Source organism: Pseudomonas phytophila (genome assembly GCF_025643095.1).
Classification (GTDB): domain Bacteria; phylum Pseudomonadota; class Gammaproteobacteria; order Pseudomonadales; family Pseudomonadaceae; genus Aquipseudomonas; species Aquipseudomonas quasicaspiana.
The window spans coordinates 3,802,544-3,822,963 of the sequence record NZ_CP081201.1 but is presented as its reverse complement, the minus strand read 5'-3'; the positions used below and the strand labels follow the sequence as shown (position 1 = coordinate 3,822,963).

18 protein-coding genes are annotated in these 20,420 nt (G+C 58.1%); 12 read left to right on the top strand and 6 right to left on the bottom strand.

Features of this window, described 5'->3' with window-relative positions:
• The first annotated feature begins 13 nt into the window (after positions 1-13).
• The 6 genes from ggt (at position 14) to K3169_RS17270 (ending at position 6,044) form a co-directional block, all read left to right on the top strand.
• Positions 14-1,636 carry a gamma-glutamyltransferase gene (ggt, locus tag K3169_RS17295; RefSeq protein ID WP_263267237.1) on the top strand — a complete coding sequence of 541 codons (1,623 nt, stop codon included), beginning with the start codon at positions 14-16 and terminating at the stop codon, positions 1,634-1,636.
• A 603-nt stretch (positions 1,637-2,239) separates the two neighbouring features.
• Positions 2,240-2,554, top strand: coding sequence for an antibiotic biosynthesis monooxygenase family protein (locus K3169_RS17290; RefSeq protein WP_263267236.1), 315 nt, complete (start codon positions 2,240-2,242; stop codon positions 2,552-2,554).
• An 80-nt stretch (positions 2,555-2,634) separates the two neighbouring features.
• Positions 2,635-3,528, top strand: coding sequence for a LysR family transcriptional regulator (locus K3169_RS17285; protein ID WP_122704076.1), 894 nt, complete (start codon positions 2,635-2,637; stop codon positions 3,526-3,528).
• 139 nt (positions 3,529-3,667) lie between these two features.
• Complete coding sequence (locus K3169_RS17280) at positions 3,668-4,447, top strand: carboxymuconolactone decarboxylase family protein (RefSeq protein ID WP_263267235.1); 780 nt, start codon at positions 3,668-3,670, stop codon at positions 4,445-4,447.
• A gap of 55 nt (positions 4,448-4,502) precedes the next feature.
• Positions 4,503-4,976: a cupin domain-containing protein gene (locus K3169_RS17275; protein ID WP_231677133.1), complete on the top strand. Its 474-nt coding sequence runs from the start codon at positions 4,503-4,505 to the stop codon at positions 4,974-4,976.
• Between the two features lie 99 nt (positions 4,977-5,075).
• Positions 5,076-6,044, top strand: a complete 969-nt coding sequence (locus tag K3169_RS17270; protein WP_263267234.1) for an XdhC family protein — start codon at positions 5,076-5,078, stop codon at positions 6,042-6,044.
• 419 nt (positions 6,045-6,463) lie between these two features.
• Here the strand turns inward: K3169_RS17270 and paoC are convergent, their stop codons facing one another.
• The 3 genes from paoC to paoA are packed head-to-tail and all read right to left on the bottom strand — an operon-like array spanning position 6,464 to position 10,238.
• Positions 6,464-8,662: an aldehyde oxidoreductase molybdenum-binding subunit PaoC gene (gene paoC, locus K3169_RS17265; RefSeq protein ID WP_263267233.1), complete on the bottom strand. Its 2,199-nt coding sequence runs from the start codon at positions 8,660-8,662 to the stop codon at positions 6,464-6,466.
• Positions 8,659-9,615 carry an FAD binding domain-containing protein gene (locus K3169_RS17260; RefSeq protein ID WP_231678139.1) on the bottom strand — a complete coding sequence of 319 codons (957 nt, stop codon included), beginning with the start codon at positions 9,613-9,615 and terminating at the stop codon, positions 8,659-8,661. Before K3169_RS17260 ends, paoC begins: the two co-directional genes overlap by 4 nt.
• Positions 9,612-10,238 (bottom strand): aldehyde dehydrogenase iron-sulfur subunit PaoA, encoded by a 627-nt coding sequence (gene paoA / locus K3169_RS17255; protein WP_231665874.1) that lies wholly within the window; start codon positions 10,236-10,238, stop codon positions 9,612-9,614. Before paoA ends, K3169_RS17260 begins: the two co-directional genes overlap by 4 nt.
• A gap of 514 nt (positions 10,239-10,752) precedes the next feature.
• Here paoA and K3169_RS17250 point away from each other — a divergent pair.
• The 5 genes from K3169_RS17250 (at position 10,753) to K3169_RS17230 (ending at position 15,675) form a co-directional block, all read left to right on the top strand.
• Positions 10,753-11,646, top strand: a complete 894-nt coding sequence (locus tag K3169_RS17250; protein ID WP_027901389.1) for a LysR family transcriptional regulator — start codon at positions 10,753-10,755, stop codon at positions 11,644-11,646.
• Between the two features lie 101 nt (positions 11,647-11,747).
• Positions 11,748-12,758 carry an aldo/keto reductase gene (locus K3169_RS17245; protein ID WP_263267232.1) on the top strand — a complete coding sequence of 337 codons (1,011 nt, stop codon included), beginning with the start codon at positions 11,748-11,750 and terminating at the stop codon, positions 12,756-12,758.
• A gap of 208 nt (positions 12,759-12,966) precedes the next feature.
• Positions 12,967-14,142 carry an integrase core domain-containing protein gene (locus K3169_RS17240; protein ID WP_099267504.1) on the top strand — a complete coding sequence of 392 codons (1,176 nt, stop codon included), beginning with the start codon at positions 12,967-12,969 and terminating at the stop codon, positions 14,140-14,142.
• A 406-nt stretch (positions 14,143-14,548) separates the two neighbouring features.
• Positions 14,549-14,845 (top strand): transposase, encoded by a 297-nt coding sequence (locus K3169_RS17235; RefSeq protein WP_095096866.1) that lies wholly within the window; start codon positions 14,549-14,551, stop codon positions 14,843-14,845.
• Positions 14,761-15,675 carry an IS3 family transposase gene (locus K3169_RS17230; protein ID WP_231677976.1) on the top strand — a complete coding sequence of 305 codons (915 nt, stop codon included), beginning with the start codon at positions 14,761-14,763 and terminating at the stop codon, positions 15,673-15,675. The genes K3169_RS17235 and K3169_RS17230 overlap by 85 nt, the downstream gene beginning before the upstream one ends.
• A gap of 401 nt (positions 15,676-16,076) precedes the next feature.
• On the opposite strand, the gene K3169_RS17225 is transcribed toward K3169_RS17230, so the two are convergent.
• The gene (locus K3169_RS17225) at positions 16,077-17,201 is read right to left on the bottom strand and encodes a DSD1 family PLP-dependent enzyme (protein WP_263267231.1); all 1,125 of its coding nucleotides are present in this window, start codon (positions 17,199-17,201) and stop codon (positions 16,077-16,079) included.
• A 96-nt stretch (positions 17,202-17,297) separates the two neighbouring features.
• Between K3169_RS17225 and K3169_RS17220 the strand changes: the two genes are divergently transcribed.
• Positions 17,298-18,194 (top strand): LysR family transcriptional regulator, encoded by an 897-nt coding sequence (locus tag K3169_RS17220; RefSeq protein WP_263267230.1) that lies wholly within the window; start codon positions 17,298-17,300, stop codon positions 18,192-18,194.
• Between the two features lie 4 nt (positions 18,195-18,198).
• On the opposite strand, the gene K3169_RS17215 is transcribed toward K3169_RS17220, so the two are convergent.
• Together K3169_RS17215 and K3169_RS17210 are read right to left on the bottom strand one after the other, a co-directional pair.
• Positions 18,199-19,461, bottom strand: coding sequence for an MFS transporter (locus K3169_RS17215; protein WP_411567004.1), 1,263 nt, complete (start codon positions 19,459-19,461; stop codon positions 18,199-18,201).
• 114 nt (positions 19,462-19,575) lie between these two features.
• Complete coding sequence (locus K3169_RS17210) at positions 19,576-20,253, bottom strand: RraA family protein (protein WP_263267229.1); 678 nt, start codon at positions 20,251-20,253, stop codon at positions 19,576-19,578.
• Positions 20,254-20,420: the final 167 nt, after the last annotated feature.

Here is a 20,420-nt window from a genome sequence, read left to right as displayed (position 1 = left end):
TCAAGGAGCGCTCATGGCTTTCGATTGGCAAAACCCTTATCCGACTACCCGGATCCCGTTGTTCGCCCGCAACGTGGTGTCGACGTCTCACCCGCTGGCCGCTCAGGCAGGGCTGAATACTCTGCTTGCTGGCGGTAACGCGGTAGACGCAGCGATTGCCGCTGCCGCAATGCTCACGGTAGTGGAGCCTGTGTCCAATGGGCTGGGCAGCGACGCGTTTGCAATCCTTTGGGACGGTGAACAATTGCATGGCCTGAACGCTTCCGGCCCGGCGCCGCAGGCCTGGGATCTGGAGCACTTTCGCGGGCGTTATGGCGAAGATGGCGCGGGTCATGCCAAGCGCCCGGCACGTGGCTGGGATTCGGTGACGGTGCCGGGTGCTGTGGCGGGCTGGGCTGCTTTGCATGAGCGTTTCGGCAAGCTGCCATTTGCTGACATTCTGGAGCCCGCTGCGCAGGTTGCCGAGCGCGGTGTGACGCTTGCGCCGACCGTAGCCCATAAATGGTCGGGAGCTGTGCCGTTGCTGAATACCCAGCCCGGTTTTGCCGAGACTTTCATGCCCGGCGGGCGGGCGCCGCGCATCGGTGAGAAGTTCGTGTTCAAGGACGCCGCGCGGACCTTGCGCCTGCTCGGCCAACAAGGTGGTCGGGCGTTTTATGAGGGCCAGATTGCTGAAGCCATTGTGGGTTTTGCCCGGCAGACTGGCGGCTCTTTAACGCTGGATGATTTGCGCAACTATCAGCCGGAGTGGGTCAAGCCGATCTCGAAATCCTACCGGGGTTATGACGTGCATGAGACCCCGCCAAACGGGCAGGGTATTGCGGCGTTAATCGCGCTGGGGATTCTGGAGCGCTTCGACGTCGGCTCGCTGCCGCTGGATTCGGCACAGTCGCAGCATTTGCAGATTGAAGCCATGAAGCTGGCGTTTGCCGATATCTATCAGTATGTGGCCGATCCCAAGAGCATGGACGTAACGCCGGAGCAGATGCTCGATGAGGCTTACCTGGAAAGTCGCGCCAAGCTGATCAATCTGGATAAGGCCAGTGATCCGGGCTTCGGCATGCCACGCAGCGGGGGCACGGTGTACCTGAGCGCGGCGGATGAAAACGGCATGATGATTTCGTTCATTCAGTCCAATTACATGGGCTTTGGTTCGGGGATTGTGGTGCCTGAGTACGGGATCAGTTTGCAGAACCGTGGCGCTGGTTTTTCCAGTGATCCGAAGTCGGCCAATGTAGTTGCACCGGGCAAGCGGCCGTTCCATACGATTATTCCGGCTTTCCTGACCAAAGACGGCCAGCCGCAGATGAGTTTCGGGGTTATGGGCGGGGACATGCAGCCGCAGGGGCATGTGCAGACGCTGGTGCGAATGCTGGATTACAACCAGCAGCCTCAGGCCGCCTGTGATGCACCACGCTGGAAGGTGAATCGGGATTTTTCGGTGGATCTGGAAGACACCCTGGCGAACGCTACGGTGGAGGGTTTGCGGGATTTGGGGCATCGCCTGAAGTCGGTGGAGGACCCGTACATGGATTTCGGTTCGGGGCAGTTTATCTGGCGATTGTCGGAGGATGCGGACCACGGTTATGTGGCGGCCAGTGATAGCCGCCGGGATGGGCACGCGGCGGGGTTTTAGCCTGGCGACGACCTCCGGCAGCCCTCATCAAACAACATGCAAACTACTGGATGAAATGCATTTTCTGCTTGAGTTGCCGAAGGCTGCGAAGCATTTCTCCTGACACACCGCGATCGCAGCCTTCGGCAGCTCCTACAAGTCTTGTGTTTGCCGGGAGACAGCGCGGTGCCATGGACACCGGGGGCTACAGAAATGCGCCTCAATGCAGGAGGTATGCTTGCTTGCAATGATTGCAAAATGTATCCCGCTCATCACGGGTGGCCGCTGACTTGATGTTTTACCAGCGCGTGAGTACCTCTGATCAACGCGACGCCAAAGATCATCCCTTCGGCAGCCGGTTGTTTTGATTGTTCGTTGCGGGCATGGCTACAGCTCATATCCCATGAGGGCTGTAGCTTTTTACAGTCTGGAATGACGTTAGGCTTTTTCCCATGAGACCCTTACCGAGAGCCTGGAGCCAACGGCTGGAGGCATCTTGAGCAACGCTGTTGCTGTGGATTAATGAAACCGGCTCAAGAGTGTAAGTAGACATGGCCCTATAGTCATGGTCTTACCTGCTGGTTAACTTCCACCCCGTCTTAAGCGGGCGCAGGAACGAAAGTCATGAGCATAACTGCCGTCAACACCCTGGAAATCCGGACCAGTCCCGAGGCTGACTCACAGCTTGAGCAACACCTGCAAACCTGCGTCGCACGTATTCAACACATGCAGGGCTGTCTGGGTTATTCGTTGATTCGTAGCTCCAGTCGAGACGATGTGTGGATCATGAGCGGCTACTGGTCCAGCGCGACAGAAATGACTGCGCATTTTTCCAGTGAGCCGATGACCGAGATCGTTAGCGCGTTGATTGAGTCCTGTGCAAGCCTGACCTTCGCCAGCTTTACGCCGATGGTGGAACAGCCGATGTCGGAACAGTGAGTCGTGATAATCCCGGATGCTTTAATCGAACGGACTTGCCAGCTTCGGCACTCCAGATGCCTCAGAAAACGGAACCCCGAATGCAGCAGGAAAACTTCAACGATCTCTTCGCCTTTGCCGCTGTTGCGACCGATCGCAGTTTTACCAAGGCTGCCGCCAGACTGGGTGTCAGCCCTTCGGCCTTGAGCCATACCATCCGCAATCTCGAAGCGCGGCTGGGGTTGCGCTTGCTGACGCGCACTACCCGCAGTGTTTCACCGACCGAGGCCGGTGAGCGGTTGCTGCGCACGCTGAAGCCTCGCTTCGATGAGATCACTTCGGAGTTGGCGATGTTGAGCGATCAACGCGAAACGCCCGCTGGCACCATCCGCATTACGGCCAGTGAGCACGCGGCCATCTCGATCATTGCCCCGGCGTTGCAGAAACTGTTGCCGCAGTACCCGGACATCAATGTCGAGGTCAATATCGATTCCGGCCTGACCAATATCGTCGCCGAGCGCTTCGACATTGGCGTGCGACTGGGCGAACGGGTCGCCAAGGACATGATTGCCGTGCGGATCAGTCCTGATCTGCGCTGGGTCATCGTGGGTTCACCGGATTATTTTCTCAGGCATTCGCGACCTGAAGTCCCGCAGGACCTGGCCAGGCACAACTGCATCAACATTCGTTTTCCGACCCATGGCGAACTATTTGTCTGGGACTTCGAAAAGGATGGCCGCGAGGTCAAGGTTAGGGTGGAAGGGCAACTGACCTTCAACAGCATTTTCATGCGGCTGGATGCGGCAGTGGCGGGTCTTGGGCTGGCTTATCTGCCGGAAGACCGGGCGGCACCGTTCATTGAAGACGGCCGATTGGTGGCTGTGCTCGACGATTGGTGTCAGCCGTGCGCGGGCTATCACCTGTATTACCCGAACCGGCGTCATGCCTCGCTGGCATTTTCTCTGGTGGTTGATGCGTTGCGCTACCAGCCTTGAAAAGTATTGGTGAATTCCACTCATCGTTGCATGCGGTTATCGCCCATAGTTCTGGTCCTTTCAGTGCTTTAACGTCCAAGGATCATTTACCCGCCGGGGCCAGATCCCGGGCACATTCATCTACTTGAAAGGGCCATGCATGAAGCTGCTAGCAACCGCGTTCGCCACTCTCTTTTTCGCTGCTGCATCCGATGGCAGCGAATCCAGAGCCAGGCCTGATCCGAAGCCTTTGCCTGATGTCCTGGAAGTCACGCCTCAGCTTTATCAATACACCACTGAGTTACTGTTCGGCGAAGTCTGGAAGCGCAAGGAACTGTCGCCTCGTGATCGCAGCCTGATCACCCTGTCTTCACTGGTGGCCGGCGGACAGACCGCCCAGATGACCAGCCACGTGAAACTGGGTCTCGACAACGGTCTCAAGCCCAGTGAAATCAGCGCGTTGATTACTCACCTTGCGTTCTATTCCGGCTGGCCGAACGCGATGTCCGCGGTGGGCGTGGCGAAAAACGTCTTTGACGAGCGGGGCATTCCTGCAGACCAGATCGTGCCACCGGCCACTGAGCCGCTGACTCTCGACCCCGCCAGCGAAGCCAGGCGTAAAGCAGCTGTTGCTGCTGCGACGGCAGATGTAGCCCCGGAGCTCGGGCGCTTCACCGATGACGTGCTGTTTGCAGACCTGTGGCGACAAACCAGCCTGACGGCGCGGGATCGCAGCCTGGTGACCGTTGCTGCATTGATTACTCAGGGCCAGGCGGCACAGCTGCCGTTCCATCTCAACCGCGCCATGGACAACGGTCTGACCCGCGAACAGGCGGCTGAAGTGGTGACGCATCTGGCGTTTTACACCGGTTGGCCAAAGGCAATGTCGGCAGTGCCGGTGTTGAAAGAGGTCTTTGCACAGCGTGGTGCTCAAGGCTGAGGTTGCGGCGCCCGCATCCACGGTTCAGCGCTTAATACATTCCAGTGAGGTCATCATGAGAACACTTGCAGCTGCTGCTTTATCGCTCTCGCTAGTCGCGTTCGAGTCCCACGCGGAGGCGATGCCGGTGACCGTTACGCCTAACGGATCACAGCCTTCGGTCAAGGGCCCGGCGGACTTTTTTACCGGCGCAGTGCGGATTGATGCGCCGTTCAAGGGCAGTGAGCCTGCCAGGGTAAGTGGTGCGACGGTGACGTTCGAACCGGGTGCCCGCTCTGCCTGGCATACGCATCCGTTGGGGCAAACCCTGATCGTCACCGCGGGAACGGGGCTAGTGCAGGAATCAGGCAAGGCTATTCAGATAATAAAGGCCGGTGACACCGTGTGGATTCCGCCCGGCGTCAAGCATTGGCACGGTGCAGCCGCCAACACCGGCATGACCCATGTCGCCATTGCCGAAGCGTTGGACGGTAAGGTGGTGAACTGGATGGAGCAGGTGAGCGAGAAAGAATACCGGAATATCCGTTGATCCGAAGACCGATCCCCAGTTATCCAGGCCACCTCGGTTCTACTCCGTTGAGGGGTGGCCTTTTTTATTTCAAGCGGCGCAGGGTTGGATGTTTTAACGATGAAGCAGCTTGATTTGCAGGTCATTCAGCAAGCCCGTGACTGGCTCGCGTCCGGCAAGCCGATCTGGCTCTGCACGGTCCTCTCGACCTTCGGTTCTGCACCGCGAGGGCCGGGGGCGATGTTGGTGGCGTTATCGACGGGGGAGCATCGCGGCTCGCTTTCGGGGGGCTGCGTCGAGGATGATTTCCTCGAGCGACTGGCTGCACGGTATTTTCCGCAGGGGAATCAGATCGTGCGCTACGGCGATGGCGGACTGGCACCCAATCTGGCATTGCCGTGTGGCGGCGTACTGGATGTATTGGTCGAGTACCTTGAGCCAGGCGAAGACAGCGAGACACACCTGGCAGCGATAGATCACGCTCTCGCTGGGCGGGAATTGGCAATAAGGGGCGTGCGCCTGCACGGCACTGAACGCGATATTCGCCCGGCGAGCATGGAAGAGGAGCGGGTTTCAGTGTCGGGTGATCAAGTGTTTATCAGAGTCGGGGCCGTGTATCGGCTGATTCTTGCCGGGCTGTCTCCCGTGGCGGAGTTCTGCGCCAGTTTCGCTGTGGCCTTGGGCTACGAAGTGATTCTCTGTGATCCACGTGCTGAGGTCATTGCAGGGTTCGCTATGGCAGGCGTGCAAATCCGCGAGGTGCTGCCGTCGGTGTTCATCGCCGAAGGTGGCTGCCACGCTGCCACAGCGGTGGTTGCACTGACCCACGATCCGCGACTGGACGATCTGACGCTGATGGAGGCCGTGCGAACCGACGCCTTTTACATCGGCGCCATGGGCTCGCGGCGCACCAGTGAAAAACGCATGGAGCGGCTGGTGCGTATTGGTGGTCTGGAAGAGGCGCAGTTGCAGCGTATTCACGCGCCGATCGGCTTGAACCTGGGCAGTAAAACTCCAGCGGAGATCGCTATTGCGGTGATGGCGGATGTGATCAGGGTGGCGAATGGGGTAGGGCGCAGCGAGGTTTGATCACGCAGGGCCATGATCTGACGTATAGGCGTCGATATTTGCCCGCAAGCGCAAAACCTGGTGGGAGCGAATTCATTCGCGAAGAGACGGGTGCATACGCTGCAGATGTACCGCCTGAACTACCGCCTTCGCGAATGAATTCGCTCCCACAGGATTATGTTTTCACCGCCAAACCACTTGAATGCACGGTTGTTAGTGGGAGCGAATTCATTCGCGAAGAGGCAGGTGTATGCGCTGCAGATTTACCCTCAGGAACACCGCCTTCGCGAATGAATTCGGTCCCACAGGATTGCAAACGCGATTGCCTGACTCGAAACACGTTCCCTGTAGGAGCTGCCGAAGGCTGCGAAAGCATTCGTGCTGACACACCGCCATCGCAGCCTTCGGCAGCTCCTACAGAGAAACGTGTATCTGTTTGGCTAAATCATCTCAGGCAAAGATTTCAGGACTTTGTCCAAGGTAATCGGGTATTCCCGAACCCTTGCCCCAGTCGCGTTGTAAATCGCGTTGGCAATCGCCGCGCTCACGCCGCACAAGCCCAGTTCGCCTACGCCCTTGGCTTTCATGGGCGATGACATCGGGTCGGTTTCGTCGAGGAAAATCACTTCCTGCTCGGGAATGTCGGCATGTACCGGCACCTCGTATCCCGCCAGATCGTGATTGACGAAAAACCCCAGTCGTTTGTCCACGGCAAGCTCTTCCATCAGCGCTGCGCCGACGCCCATGGTCATCGCCCCGATTACCTGGCTGCGGGCCGAGGTCGGATTGAGAATGCGACCTGCTGCACAGACAGCCAGCATGCGCCGTACACGGGTTTCCCCTGTGGCCATGTTGACGGCAACTTCAACGAAGTGCGCGCCGAAGGTCGATTGCTGGTACTTTTTGGCGAGTTCCGCAAACTCGATGGAGTCCTCGGCCATCAGCTCGCCGTTACGCGCAGCCTGACCCAGCGGAACGCTACGTCCTGCGAACTGCACCTGACCGTCCGCGAAAACCGCATCGTTGGCGGTGTAACCCAGGCGTTGGGTGACGGCTTCACGCAGTTTCACGCAGGCCGCGTAAACCCCGGCAGTCGAGCAGTTGGCACCGAACTGGCCGCCGGAACCCGCTGACACCGGGAAGTCCGAATCGCCCAGGCGTACCACCACGTCATCCAGCGTCACGCCCATCATTTCTGCCGCGGTCTGGGCAATGATCGTGTAGCTGCCAGTACCGATGTCCGTCATGTCGGTTTCGACCGTGACCTTACCGTTGCTGCCCAGACGTACCCGGGCGCCGGATTTGAGCAGGAGGTTGTTGCGATAGGCGCAGCCGACGCCCATGCCAATCAGCCAATTGCCTTCGCGCTGCGTACCGGGACGCGGGTTGCGTTTGTTCCAGCCAAAGCGCTCGGCACCGGTTTGCAGGCACTGGATCAGGTTACGTTGCGAGAAGGGCCGCTGCGGATTGTTAGGATCGACTTGAGTATCGTTCAGGACCCTGAACTCAATAGGGTCCATGTTGAGCTTCTCCGCCATCTCGTCCATGGCAATTTCCAGCGCCATCAACCCCGGCGTTTCCCCCGGTGCTCGCATGGCATTGCCTTCCGGCAGGTCCAGCGTGGCGAGGCGCATGGCGGTCATGCGGTTTTCACCGGCATATAGAAACTGGGTGGGCTGTACGGCGTTCTCTACACCGCCACCCGCCAGATCACCGGACCAGCCTTCGTGGGCAATCGCAGTGATCTTGCCATCCTGACCTGCGCCGATGCGGATCCGCTGAATAGTGGCCGGGCGGTGCGTGGTGTTGTTGATGATCTGCGGGCGGGCCAGCGCGACCTTGACCGGACGGCCGCACTGCCGAGAACCCAGCGCAGCAAGGATCGCATCAGAGCGGATGAACAGTTTGCCGCCGAAGCCACCGCCGATATAAGGCGAGACCAGACGCACATTTTCCTTGGCCATGCCCAGCGTGGTAGCGATATCGCCAACGCTCCAGGCGATCATCTGGTTGGACGTCCACAGGATCAGCTTTTCGCCTTCCCAGGTCGCCATAGAGGTATGCGGTTCCATGGCTGCGTGGGACTGATCCGGGGTTGTATAGGTCGCATCGAATTGCACCGCCGCCGAACTGAATGCACCGGCAAAGTCGCCGCGTGCGGTATCGGGTGATTCACCTTCAGGCTTCACGGCTGCATTCAGGTCGCCGCCCAGATCGTATTTGCCGTTACTGCGCAGGTACTCGACCTGCACCAGTTGCGCAGCGGTGCGTGCCTGCTCGAAGGACTCTGCCACCACGAGTGCGATCGCCTGATGATAGTGCTGGATCTCGGGGCCGCCGAGCAGTGTGGCGGTGTTGTATTTGCCTTTGCCAAGTTTGCCCGCGCTGGCGGCGGTAACGATCCCGATGACACCCGGCGCTGCGTTGGCGGCCTCCAGATTCATTGAACCGATACGGCCCTTGGCAATGGCGGAGGTCACCACATAGCCATAAGCCTGATTCGGCACGACGTCGTGATGTTCATAGGCGTAGTGCGCCTGGCCGGTTGTTTTCAGTTTGCCGTCAATGCGCGGCGTTGCTTTGCCGACCACTTTGAGCTGGTCGATGGGATTGGTGCTGGCCGGGGTATCAAATTTCATGAGGTAGCCCTCGCTTGCGCCATGACCGAAGCCAGCGTGCGCTCGGCAAGCGTGACCTTGAATTCATTTTCGTGGGTCGGCGTGGCGCCGGCCAGTAGCTTGGCCATGACCGCTTTGGCACCGTCTGGCATCAGCGAGTCAGCGTCTTCAACGCGCCAGGGTTTAGGTGCAACACCGCCCAGCGCGACACGGCCTTTGCCGTTGCTTTGAATCACCGCTGCAACTGAAATCAGCGCAAATGCGTAGGAAGCCCGGTCACGAACTTTCTGGTAGATGTGGGTGCCGCCAATCGGCGCGGGCAGGGTAACGGCGGTGATCAATTCGTTGGCTGCCAGCGATGTTTCGATGTTAGGCGTATTGCCGGGCAGGCGATGAAATTCGGCGATGGGAATGACCCGGGTGGTGCCGTCCGGGCGTACGGTCTCAACCTGGGCATCCAGTACCCGCATGGCGATGGCCATGTCGCTCGGATGGGTGGCGATGCAGGCGCTGCTCACACCGATAATCCCCAGTTGCCGCGTGACCCCGCCAATCGCTGCGCAACCACTGCCCGGATGGCGTTTGTTGCAGGCCTGATTGGTGTCGTAGAAATACGGGCAACGGGTTCGCTGCAGCAGGTTGCCCGCCGTGGTCGCAGCGTTGCGCAATTGCCCGGAAGCGCCGGCCAGCAATGCTCGGGAGAGCAAGCCGTAATCCTTGCGCACCCGGGCGTCAGCGGCCAGATCGGTGTTGCGCACCAGTGCGCCGATCCGCAGGCCGCCTTCGGGCGTCGCTTCTATACGATCCAGCGCAAGGTCATTGACGTCGATCAGGTGCATCGGGGTTTCGATTTCCAGCTTCATCAAGTCCAGCAGGTTGGTCCCGCCAGCGATGAACTTGGCCCCTTCGGTCTGTGCAGCCTGTGCGGCCGCTTCGGCGGGCGACTGCGCCCGTACATAAGTAAAAGGCCTCATGCGTTCACCTCCGCGACTTCGCTGATGGCGGCAATGATGTTGGAGTACGCACCGCAGCGGCAGATATTGCCGCTCATGCGTTCCTGGAATTCACTGGCGATCAGTTGCGGACGGTCAGTCAGGCTCTGGCTGACGTGGCTGGGGATACCCTGACGAATCTCATCTAGGACAGCCACTGCAGAACAGATTTGCCCCGGTGTGCAATAGCCGCACTGGAAGCCATCGTGCTTGATGAACGCGGCTTGCATTGCGTGCAATTTGTCGGGCGTACCCAAGCCTTCGACCGTGGTCACTTTCGAGCCTTGCTGCATCACCGCGAGGGTCAGGCATGAGTTGACGCGTTTGCCGTTGACGATCACGGTGCAGGCACCGCACTGGCCATGGTCGCAGCCTTTTTTCGTGCCCGTCAGATGCAAGTGCTCGCGCAGGGCATCGAGCAGCGTGGTGCGGGTATCCAGATCCAGCTGTCGAGCCACGCCATTCACTTCAAGTGAAACCGGTGCGCGGACCGGGCGAGCCATCTGGTTGGCCGCCGATGCCAGGGCGGAAATGAACGGGGGAAGTACGGCCGTGGTGGCGGTCACCGCGCCCACGATCAGGAATTTGCGTCTGGTTATTTTCATCAGGTCACGGTCGTCCATTATTTTGTTCCCCTATGCACGGGGATGGCTGCGAATTCAGCAGTGGCTTGGCAGCGGCGTCCGTATCGACACCTTGTCATCAAGTTCGCTAGTGCCGGGCGTCTTTGCGCCTTCAGGCCTGGTCCGGCTGGCCGGTTTCAGGTGGGGCTTGTTTCGTTCAGGTCAGTTTTCGTACAAGTCAAAGTTACGACTCGCCGCTTGCGTAGAAAGTTTGCGGTTTCTGCTCGCTAACAGTTATGCATTCTGCTCATGAATGCGTCGTGGCTCGGAGAAGGTGTGCGAGAGCTGTGACGTTAGTCGGCAGAGTCGTGCAGGACTACGCGCAAAGATCGCAATACACACCTGAACTGAGCTCATCAATCCCCTCTGAACCCGTGTCTACGGGCCCTCGACGCATATTTGGAAGTGGGCGTACGGATACATCTTGCAAACAAATAGCGTGGGCGATTAAGCGATAGCTGGTTTAATCCAGTCATTAGATGACGAGGGCTCATGAATGGCGCGGGACAGTTACAACGATTTGCTGGCATTCATCGCGGTTGCCCGTGAAAGGAGCTTCACTCGCGCGGCGGCCCAGCTAGGGGTTTCTCAATCCGCCTTGAGCCATACCATTCGCTCTCTGGAGACCCGGCTCGGTGTGCGGTTGCTGACCCGCACCACCCGTAGCGTGGCACCTACCGAAGCAGGTGAGCGGCTGTTCGAAAGCCTGGCGCCGCGATTTGAAGAGATCGATGCTGATCTGGCCGAAGTAACGGGCATGCGGGACAAGCCGCGCGGCACTATCCGTATTACCGCCACCGACCACAGCGCCAACACAGTTCTCTGGCCGAGGCTGGCCAAAGTCCTGCCGATGTACCCCGACCTCAAAGTCGAGATCATTACCGATTACGGTCTGACGGACATCGTCGCTCAGCGTTACGACATCGGGGTGCGGCTCGGCGATCAGGTCGCCAAGGACATGATCGCGGTACGTATTGCGCCGGACATGCGCATGTCCATCGTTGGCGCGCCGTCCTATCTCGCAAACCGCGCCATGCCGCTCAAACCCGATGATCTGCATCAGCACAACTGCATCAACCTGCGCCTGCCGACCCATGGCGGCTGTTATGCCTGGGAACTGGCGAATGGCAAAGATGAGCTCCAGATCCGAGTGGACGGGCAACTGACCTTTAACGGTGTGTATCAGATACTTCAGGCCGCCCTGGATGGCGGTGGTCTGGCCTATATGCCTGAAGACCTGGCACAGCCGCACGTCGATGCGGGTCGTTTGAACTGGGTGCTGGAGGACTGGTTTCCGACTTTTCCGGGTCTGCATCTGTATTACGCCAGTCGCCGTCAAAGCTCCCGGGCCTTGGCAATTGTGGTCGATGCCTTACGGCTGAACACATGAATATTGCTCATGACTGTATCTCGCTTTTCGGGCTTACTCAATAATCACCGGTTCTCTAGGATGGGCTGAATGTGTATTTCAGCCATTCTCGAGAGGACCTTATGGACTACCGATATCTGGGGCGCAGCGCTCTGAAAGTCTCCCCCCTGTGCCTGGGCGGCATGATGTTTGGCGGCGAAACGGATGAGCCAACGTCTAAACGCATCATCGACAAGGCGTTCGAACAGGGCGTCAATTTTCTCGATACGGCTGATGCCTATCATGCCGGTGGTTCTGAACAAGTCGTCGGTCGTGCCATTGCCCGGCAACGTGACAGTTGGGTGCTGGCGACCAAGTTCGGTTACCCCACGCCTCGGACCCAAGGACCAAATGAGCAAGGCCAGTCGCGTAAATGGATCATGCAGTCCGTTGAAGCCAGCCTTAAACGATTGGGTACCGATTACATCGACGTGCTGTATTTCCACCGGGCGCTGACTGATGCACCGATGGAAGAAGGCGTTCGAGCCATCGGCGACCTGATTCGTCAGGGCAAGATCCGTTACTACGGTGTCTCCAACTTCCATGGCTGGCGCATTGCCGAGATGGTTCGTATCGCTGATCAGTTGGGTATCGAACGGCCGGTGGCGAGTGAGCCGCTGTACAACATTGTCGACCGCAGTGCGGAGGTGGAGCAATTGCCGGCGGCCGAGCAGTACGGATTGGGTGTTGTGTCTTACAGCCCGTTGGCGCGGGGCGTGTTGAGCGGCAAGTACGGGGTTGATGCAGACATTCCGGCAGACTCCCGAGCGGCCCGTGGTGACAAGCGTTTGCAGCAGACCGAGTGGCGTCCCGAGTCGCTGAAAATCGCTCAGACGATCGCCGGACATGCGGCTGAGCGGGGCACTACGTCTATTGCATTCGCGCTGGCCTGGGTCTTGAAGAACAAGCTGATCAGCGCCGCGATCGCCGGGCCCCGGACTGAGGCGCATTGGGATACATATATGGATGCGTTGAGCCTGGAGCTGGGTCCGGACGATGAGAAGCTGGTGGACAGCCTTGTGGTGCCGGGGCATACGTCGACCCATGGCTATACCGATCCGGGTTATCCGGTGCAGGGGCGTAAGGTGGGGTAGGGTTGGCTGGGTCGTTTAGTTGTGTACATATCCGTTACCGCAGTCGGGGCTGACATTGGTTGCGCTTTTACAGCGCGTCACTTTTGAACAGCCCAAAAGTAACCAAAAGGCTCTTGCCGGTATGACTCACCCACATGGGTTACAAATCAGTTCACGCACATAGGTAACAGTTTTTAACTGGCAGGGTCGATTTCGCGAGGATCTGACCATGCCCTGGAAAGAGCTGAAACCTATGGACCTTAAAGTGATGTTCATCGCCGACTACCTGTCCCAGAAGCACAGCCTTAGCCAGCTGTGCCGGGACTATGAGGTCAGCCGAAAGACTGGGTATAAGTGGATCAGGCGTTACGAGGCAGAGGGGCCGAGCGGGCTTGATGAACGTAGCCGCTGCCGCCACAACCAGACCTACGTGGTGCCCTTGGCGGTGAAGCAGGCAATCGTTGAGTTTCGCTTAATTGGCGAGACGATCCCCGGTCCGAAAAAGATTCAGAACAGCCTCATGCAGCGTTTTCCAGACCAGGATCCGCCCTCGAAAACGACCATTTACAACATTCTCAAGGCAGCTGATCTGATTACCCCCAAGCCATTGCGCCGACGGGTGGCTGTGTATCCCAAGCCTTTACGCAAGGCAGAAAATCCCAACCAGTTATTCAGTGCTGACTACAAGGGCCAATACCTGACCGGAGCAGGGATTTGGTGTTATCCGCTGACGATCATGGATCATGCCAGCCGGTTTTTGCTGGCTTGCCAGAGCATGAGCAGCACCAATCTCAAGGAAACCCAGCAAACCTTCGAAAGGGTTTTTCGCGAATACGGCCTGCCAGAGCGTATTCGTACTGACAATGGGATTCCGTTTGCCAGCACCAGTCGTGCAGGGCTTTCACAACTGTCGATTTGGTGGATGAGACTTGGAATTATTCCTGAGCGGATCGAGCCTGGTCGCCCAGATCAGAATGGGCGGCATGAGCGTATGCACCGGACGTTGAAAAGTACGTTACCTCACCCGTCGGCAATTGCCTGGGAGGCCCAGCAGCGCCACTTTGATCGCTTCCTGCAGCACTATAATTATGAGCGTGGACATGAGGCGCTTGGCCAGAAAACGCCTGCTGCTTGCTATACGCCTTCAACTCGAATGTACCCAGAAACGCTACCGGAAATGACCTATGCGAGCCATATTGAGAGTTACCTGGCCGACAGTAGCGGAATCATCAATCGAGGAGGCATGCGGGTTTATGTGGGCAATTTACTTTGTCACCAGACCATCGGAATGGAGATGATCGGTGATGGGGTATGGAATGTAATCTTCGGTCCGGTGATCTTGGGCCACGTGAATGCGAGAGATGCAAAAAACGGTTATGTCTCAATCAAAGTGTCACCTATGTGAATGCACTTTTTTGTAACCCATGTGGTTGATCCGTACATGCCCCACCACTCGGCACCTCGCTGGGGCTCGGTGTACCCGCCCGCAGATCCTGAACCGTGGGCCGCCGCAATGGGCCATCCATGGCCCGGTGCGGCTAACCCGGCATCCTTGCCGGGTTGCTCACGGTTCAGAATCTGCGGGCGGCCAGCGTGGTTTAACGGGGCGCCTCAGATCAAAATCCACAGCGCGGCGGCCTGACAGCCGACCTGGTTGTGTGAATTTACCGACCTTCTGTAGGAGCTGCCGAAGACTGCGAAGCGTAGTGTCAAACAACGCCTGTGTTGGCTGTGCTGATGTCTCGCGAACAAGTTGTTGTGGCTCAATATTTATGGACCATGATGTAGGAGTATCAACCTAAGGAAGCATCATGGGATTTCGGGTCGTTACAGCCGAAGAAAAAGCCGAGGCTATTCGCCTTGTCGTTGAGTTGAATTACTCAGTGCCTAAAGCGTGTGAGCAGACTGGCGTAGGGCCTACCGCGTTGCGGCGCTGGGTTTCACGGTGGCGCAAGGAGCAGGTAGGAGCCGCGCAAACTACCCGGCCTCAGGATCAAGATCTCATCGACTCGCTGCAGGCCAGATTGGCACTGCTGGAGGCCGAGAACGATGTTTTAAAAAAGCAGTTGCCCTCTCATCTAAAGGTGCTGTTTGGCCGAAGAAAATGATTGAGGGCGCTACAAAGAAGCTGTCGGTTCGACGCTTGTGCTGCGTACTGAGCATACCTCGCAGCAGTTATTACGCCATGCGTCGGCCTCGAGCTAAACGCAGTATCGAGCCGCAGTTAGAGAAGAAGATCCGGCTTTTGCACAAAGAACATCGAGGCGCGCTGGGCAGTCGCGGATTTGTTAAAGCGCTGAAGGCACAAGGCGTCCAAATGGGGCGTCATCGTATGCGCAGCTTGATGAAGAGTCTGGGTTTGGTGAGGCGTCGGGCACAGCATGCGCACTATCGACGGGCTACCAAACCGTCCAACATTGCGCCCAATGTGCTGGCACGACGCTTTAACCCTGAACATCCCAACACGTTCTGGGCGGGAGACATTACCTATATCCGTGTCGGTGGTAGTTGGCTGTACCTGGCAATTGTGATGGATCTTTTCTCGCGCAGGATCGTTGGCTGGGCGTTTTCAAGGACGGCCGATACCGAGCTTTCATTGCAGGCTTTACGACTTGCGGTGGGGCTGCGCCGACCTTCTTCCGAGCTGGTGTTTCACTCGGATCAGGGATGCCAATACACCGCTGACCGCTTCGTTAGCTATCTGGCCGAGAAGCAAATCGTGCAGAGCATGAGTCGGCGCGGAAACTGTTGGGACAATGCGGTAGTGGAACGCTACTTCCGATCACAGAAACACGATTGGTCACCTGAGAACGGTTACTCGAATCACTTCGAGGCAGAACGAGACGTGATGGATTTTATTGCTCACTACAACCATCGACGTTGCCACTCTGCCTCGAATAACCTGCCGCCAGCTGTTTTCGAAAAACTGGCGGCCTAACACTCCTACGGAACGGTCCAAAAAAACTGGACCATTACAAGTTCGCTCCTACCCCCGGTCCGAGGTAAAACCGCTGCTTTTGATCTGCTTTTGATTTTGATCTTAAGCGCCCCGTCAAACCACGCCGGCCGGAATTCGATATTGCTGCGTGGGGCAAACCGGCAGGGATGCCGGTTTAGCCGCCTCAGGCCATGGATGGCCGGTGGCGGCGGCCCCACGCAGCAATGTCGGATTACGGGTATGCCGAGCGCCAGCGAGGCACCCAGTGGTGGGGCAAGAGCCTTTTGGTTACTTTTGGGCTGTTCAAAAGTGACGCGCTGTAAAAGCGCAACCAATTTCAGACGCTACCCAATAACGGATATGCACACAAAACATTGAAGCTGTTCAAGGCTAAATGCACTTTACCACCCATACAACCGCCCCCAAACCTGCACCCGACCTTCGGCATCAACCGCCTGATATTCCGGAAACTGCGCGCCTGTGGCGCACGCATGGTTAGGAAGAATGCGCAGGCGGCTGCCAATCGGATAGCGATCGGTGATATGAGCTTCGCAGGTACTGACAATCCCGTGCTCCTGATTGGCCCCTTCAAACACTGCACCTTCAATCCATTCACCGCTTTCGGTGCAGACCTGCCCATAACCGAAGTCGCGTTTCTGCTTCTGCGTCCCCCGATCCCGACTCATAGCCATCCAGCCCGCGTCGGTGATGATCCAGCCTTTTTCTTCCTGATGACCAATGACCGTGGTCAGCACGCTCAGGGCCAGTTCATCTGGCTGGCAGATGCCAACGTTAAGCATCACCAGATCAAAAAATACATAAACCCCCGCACGAACTTCCGTCACGCCTTCAAGGCTGGTGGCTGACAGCGCAGTGGGCGTCGAGCCGATGCTGACTTCGCGGCAGGGCAGCCCTTGCGCGCGGAGCTTTTGCGCAGCCATTACGCAGGCCCAACGTTCCTGTTCGGCCATGGCCTGCAACGCTTCCGGATTGTCCAGCTCGTAACTTGAACCGGCGTGGGTCATGACACCGAGCAGTTGCATGCCTCCTTCATGAAGCGTGCGCGCAACATGCAGCAGCGTCGGATCCTCGATTTTCAGTCCAGAGCGATGGCCGTCGCTGTCGATTTCGATCCAGACCTCGAAGCGATGCCCATGTTCTCTGCCAAAGCTGACGATGGCCTGGGCGCCGACCAGACTGTCAGTCACGATGCTCAAGCGACATCCTTTCAGCCGTAACGCAAATGCCTGCTGCAATTTCCCGGGTGCCATGGCCACGCCGTAAAGAATGTCATCGATGCCATGGGAGAAACAGTGCGCGGCTTCTTTCAACGTGGACACTGTAATGCCTTGTGCTCCAGCCCCGCGCTGGGCGTCGATGACGGCCAGGCATTTGCTGGTTTTGACATGCGGGCGCAGGCGGACGCCCAGCGTGTCCATCCGTTGCTGCATGCGCTGGATGTTGCGCTGCATGCGAGGGATGTCGATGACGGCGGCGGGGGTGTCCAGGGTCTGAAGTGGCGGCATGGTCATGGCTCATGTTGGCTGCGTGTGTTGTCAATCTACGTCGTCAACGTAAGTCTGTGCTTCAATACGATGGCATTTATCATTAAGTGAAATTGAATGATTGCCATCGAAGATTTGCGTCTGGCAGTGACGCTTGCCCGTTCCGAATCCCTCAGCGCGGCAGCCAGAAGCATGAATGTCTCGCCTCCGGCGCTCTCCATGCGTCTGCGCAAGCTGGAAGGATTGCTGGGAATCAGCCTCGCGAACCGGACTGCCCGACGTTTGAGCCTGACCGCCGAGGGTGAGCGTTTTGCCCGACAAAGCGCCTTGCTGCTGGAGCAACTGGAAGCACTGCCGGAGGATTTCAAGCAGGCCGATGATCAACTGAGCGGCACGCTGAGACTGGCAGCGCCGTTCGGTTATGGCCGGTCGCGGATCGCGCCGTTACTGGCACGTTTCGCCCGACTGCACCCCGACGTGCGAGTGCATCTGGATTTGCGCGAAACACCCTGGCCGGACCGCCACGACTGCGACGCAGTGATTCATATCGGCAGTGTCAGCGACAGTTCCTGGGTGGTACGTACTCTTGCCCACAACGAGCGTTGGTTGTGCGCGAGCCCGAGGTATCTTGAGCGATACGGAATGCCTGAGTCCGCCGAAGATTTGTTGCAGCATCGGTGTATCTGCATTCGCGAAAATGAAGAAGACGTCACCCTCTGGCAACTGCGCAAGCAATCAACGCGGCGCACCCTGCGGATCGAGCCGGCAATGCTCAGTAATGACGGCAGCGTGGCCCGGCGTTGGGCCGAGCAAGACCTGGGCCTGGTGTTACGTTCTCAATGGGACATCAAGGAGGCGTTGGCGAGTGGGGCTCTGGTGCGGGTCTTGCCGGGATGGGAGTTCGATAGCGCGCCTGTCAGCTTGCTGGTGCGCTCCCGGAAAAATCGTACGGCGCGGTTGCAGGCATTGGTGGCGTTTCTGCAGCAGTCACTCTCGGATACAGAGCCCGATTAAAACTTCATAAAGCACTGGAGTCTCCCGAAACACCAGGGACAGGCCGTCTGGTCTCAAGCTGCCAGTTGATGAAGCAGTAGAGCAGCAACGCTAGGCCTGCAAACGCCAGTGTCCATTGCGCGCCAATGACCGCAGCCACTGTCCCGGCCAGCAGCCCGCCGATGGCCTCGAAACCAAAGCGCATGGCGATATAGAAGGCGACGATTCTGCCGCGCAATTTCTCCGGCGCCTGGGTCTGCAGCAGCATGTTGCTACTGACGTTGCTGACGGTAATGCCAAAACCCAGTAGCGCCAAGGTGAGCAGGGCCAGCCACAGAGGGGCGCTCAATCCCATGATGCAGAGCGCGAGTGCACACAATAAAGCGCCGGTATCAATGATCTTGCGCGGTTTACGCAGTGGGCTGGTGAAGGCCAGAAACAAGGTGGCAGCGAAGGCGCCCGCGCCGGCTGCGCCCCATAGCCAGCCCAGGGTCTGAGCATTCCCGGCAAAAACGTCCCTGGCCAGAATGGGCAGCAGCACGGTGTAGCAGGAGGCAAGCAGGTTGACCATGATCACGCTGAGCAACAGTCGTCTGATGGTCAGTGTGGTCCACAGGTATCTCAGACCTTCCTGAAATATTTCCCGGGTGGAGCCTTTAGCACGTGGGGTCGGAGTGCCGCGTACCTTGAGTAGGCCGATCAGCAGCATGGCGAACGCAAAGGCTGTGAGCAGGAAACAGCCGGCTTCTCCGCTCCAGGCGATGAGCAGCCCTGCCAGCGGCGGGCCGACGAAACGCGCCGCATTGATCAGCATCGCATTCAGCACCAGAGCGTTTGGCAAGTCCGAGGGATCTGTCACGAAGCTGCCAATCAACGCCTGGCGCAAAGGAGTCTCGAATGCGTTCAACAGGCCCAGCAACAACGCCATGGCGATGATCGATTCGCTGTTGATCCAGTTGCCCCAGGTCAGGATCGCCAGGCAGAGCGACTGCACGGCAAGCATCGACTGAACGATGATCAACAAGCGTCGCTTGTCATGGCGATCGGTCCAGGCCCCGGCAAGAGGACCGATCAGCAGTTGCGGGACGAGTGTCAGGAAAGTGATTGCACCGAGCAGGAGCGGCGAGGAAGTCAGGTGGTAGGCAAGCCAGGCGAGGGCGACCTGTTGCACCCATTTGCCCAATGTCGAGACGGCTTGCCCTGCGAAATAAATCTGGAAATTTTTGTGCTTGAGGGCACGAATCGGAGCAGGCCAGTGCCGAGGTTTTGGTCGCGAGGGAGTGTTCACTTTCTGCCTTTTTTCCTGAGCCAACGCGCGTGCTGTCTGGCACGCTCATCTGCACAAGCATAAATGAATGAGCGACAGTCGGGGCGATCAGGTGCTGACTGCCCCGATGGGCATTCAGGACGGGAGTTCGCAGCCTTTTTCAATCAGCGATGCGAGAACCCATGAGCGGTCATTTTCACCCTGGGCTATTTGCTGGAGCTGCTTCTGCTCAGCGGCATGCTTGGCGTGAGCGCGTCCATGGACGCTTTCTACCTGATCGTAGGGCACGCACAGCAAGCCATCGTCATCACCTATGACCAGATCCCCCGGCTCGATCACCATGCCGTCGATGGCAATGGGGACGTTGATCTCTCCCGGGCCATCCTTGTAAGGGCCGCGGTGTGTGACCCCGGCCGCGAACAGCGGGAAGTCACCGGCGCCGATACTCGCAGCGTCCCTGATAGCGCCATTGATGACGATGCCTGCCACGCCTTTTTTGATTGCATACGCGACCATCATCTCGCCAATCAGGGCGTTGCTCAGATCCCCGCCAGCGTCCACAACGATTACGTCACCCGGTTGGGCGATGTCGATTGCGTAATGCAACATCAAATTGTCGCCGGGCCGGGCCTTGACGGTCAGTGCCGGTCCGACAAGCACACCTTGCCGATGCATGGCACGCAGACGCGCACCGCCCGCTGTCATGCGATTCATGGAGTCACTGATGTTTGCGACAGGAACGTCGCGATAACGCTCGACCCATTCTGCGCTGACTTTTCGGGTGTGGGGCAGAACTCTGAATCCGATGGACATTCGGTATTCCTCTGATGATTTCTTGTAGGCCGCCGACTTTGATTATCGGCTTATTACAAAAATAGAATGCCATTTCATAAAACTCAACACTTTTAAAATGTGGTGCGGGTTTTGGTCGGTTTCAGATCCATCTTGCGAGGAGCTTAAAAAACAGATTGGCAATGTTT

Excerpts from the sequence above, each read along its gene's own strand:
- paoC (WP_263267233.1), bottom strand. The coding sequence starts at position 8,662 with ATGAAATTTGATACCCCGGCCAGCACCAATCCCATCGACCAGCTCAAA.
- K3169_RS17210 (WP_263267229.1), bottom strand. The coding sequence starts at position 20,253 with ATGTCCATCGGATTCAGAGTTCTGCCCCACACCCGAAAAGTCAGCGCA.
- K3169_RS17275 (WP_231677133.1), top strand. The coding sequence starts at position 4,503 with ATGAGAACACTTGCAGCTGCTGCTTTATCGCTCTCGCTAGTCGCGTTC.
- paoA (WP_231665874.1), bottom strand. The coding sequence starts at position 10,238 with ATGAAAATAACCAGACGCAAATTCCTGATCGTGGGCGCGGTGACCGCC.
- K3169_RS17235 (WP_095096866.1), top strand. The coding sequence starts at position 14,549 with ATGGGATTTCGGGTCGTTACAGCCGAAGAAAAAGCCGAGGCTATTCGC.
- K3169_RS17220 (WP_263267230.1), top strand. The coding sequence starts at position 17,298 with ATGATTGCCATCGAAGATTTGCGTCTGGCAGTGACGCTTGCCCGTTCC.
- K3169_RS17225 (WP_263267231.1), bottom strand. The coding sequence starts at position 17,201 with ATGCCGCCACTTCAGACCCTGGACACCCCCGCCGCCGTCATCGACATC.
- K3169_RS17270 (WP_263267234.1), top strand. The coding sequence starts at position 5,076 with ATGAAGCAGCTTGATTTGCAGGTCATTCAGCAAGCCCGTGACTGGCTC.
- K3169_RS17240 (WP_099267504.1), top strand. The coding sequence starts at position 12,967 with ATGCCCTGGAAAGAGCTGAAACCTATGGACCTTAAAGTGATGTTCATC.
- K3169_RS17285 (WP_122704076.1), top strand. The coding sequence starts at position 2,635 with ATGCAGCAGGAAAACTTCAACGATCTCTTCGCCTTTGCCGCTGTTGCG.
- K3169_RS17290 (WP_263267236.1), top strand. The coding sequence starts at position 2,240 with ATGAGCATAACTGCCGTCAACACCCTGGAAATCCGGACCAGTCCCGAG.
- K3169_RS17260 (WP_231678139.1), bottom strand. The coding sequence starts at position 9,615 with ATGAGGCCTTTTACTTATGTACGGGCGCAGTCGCCCGCCGAAGCGGCC.
- K3169_RS17245 (WP_263267232.1), top strand. The coding sequence starts at position 11,748 with ATGGACTACCGATATCTGGGGCGCAGCGCTCTGAAAGTCTCCCCCCTG.
- K3169_RS17250 (WP_027901389.1), top strand. The coding sequence starts at position 10,753 with ATGGCGCGGGACAGTTACAACGATTTGCTGGCATTCATCGCGGTTGCC.
- K3169_RS17280 (WP_263267235.1), top strand. The coding sequence starts at position 3,668 with ATGAAGCTGCTAGCAACCGCGTTCGCCACTCTCTTTTTCGCTGCTGCA.
- ggt (WP_263267237.1), top strand. The coding sequence starts at position 14 with ATGGCTTTCGATTGGCAAAACCCTTATCCGACTACCCGGATCCCGTTG.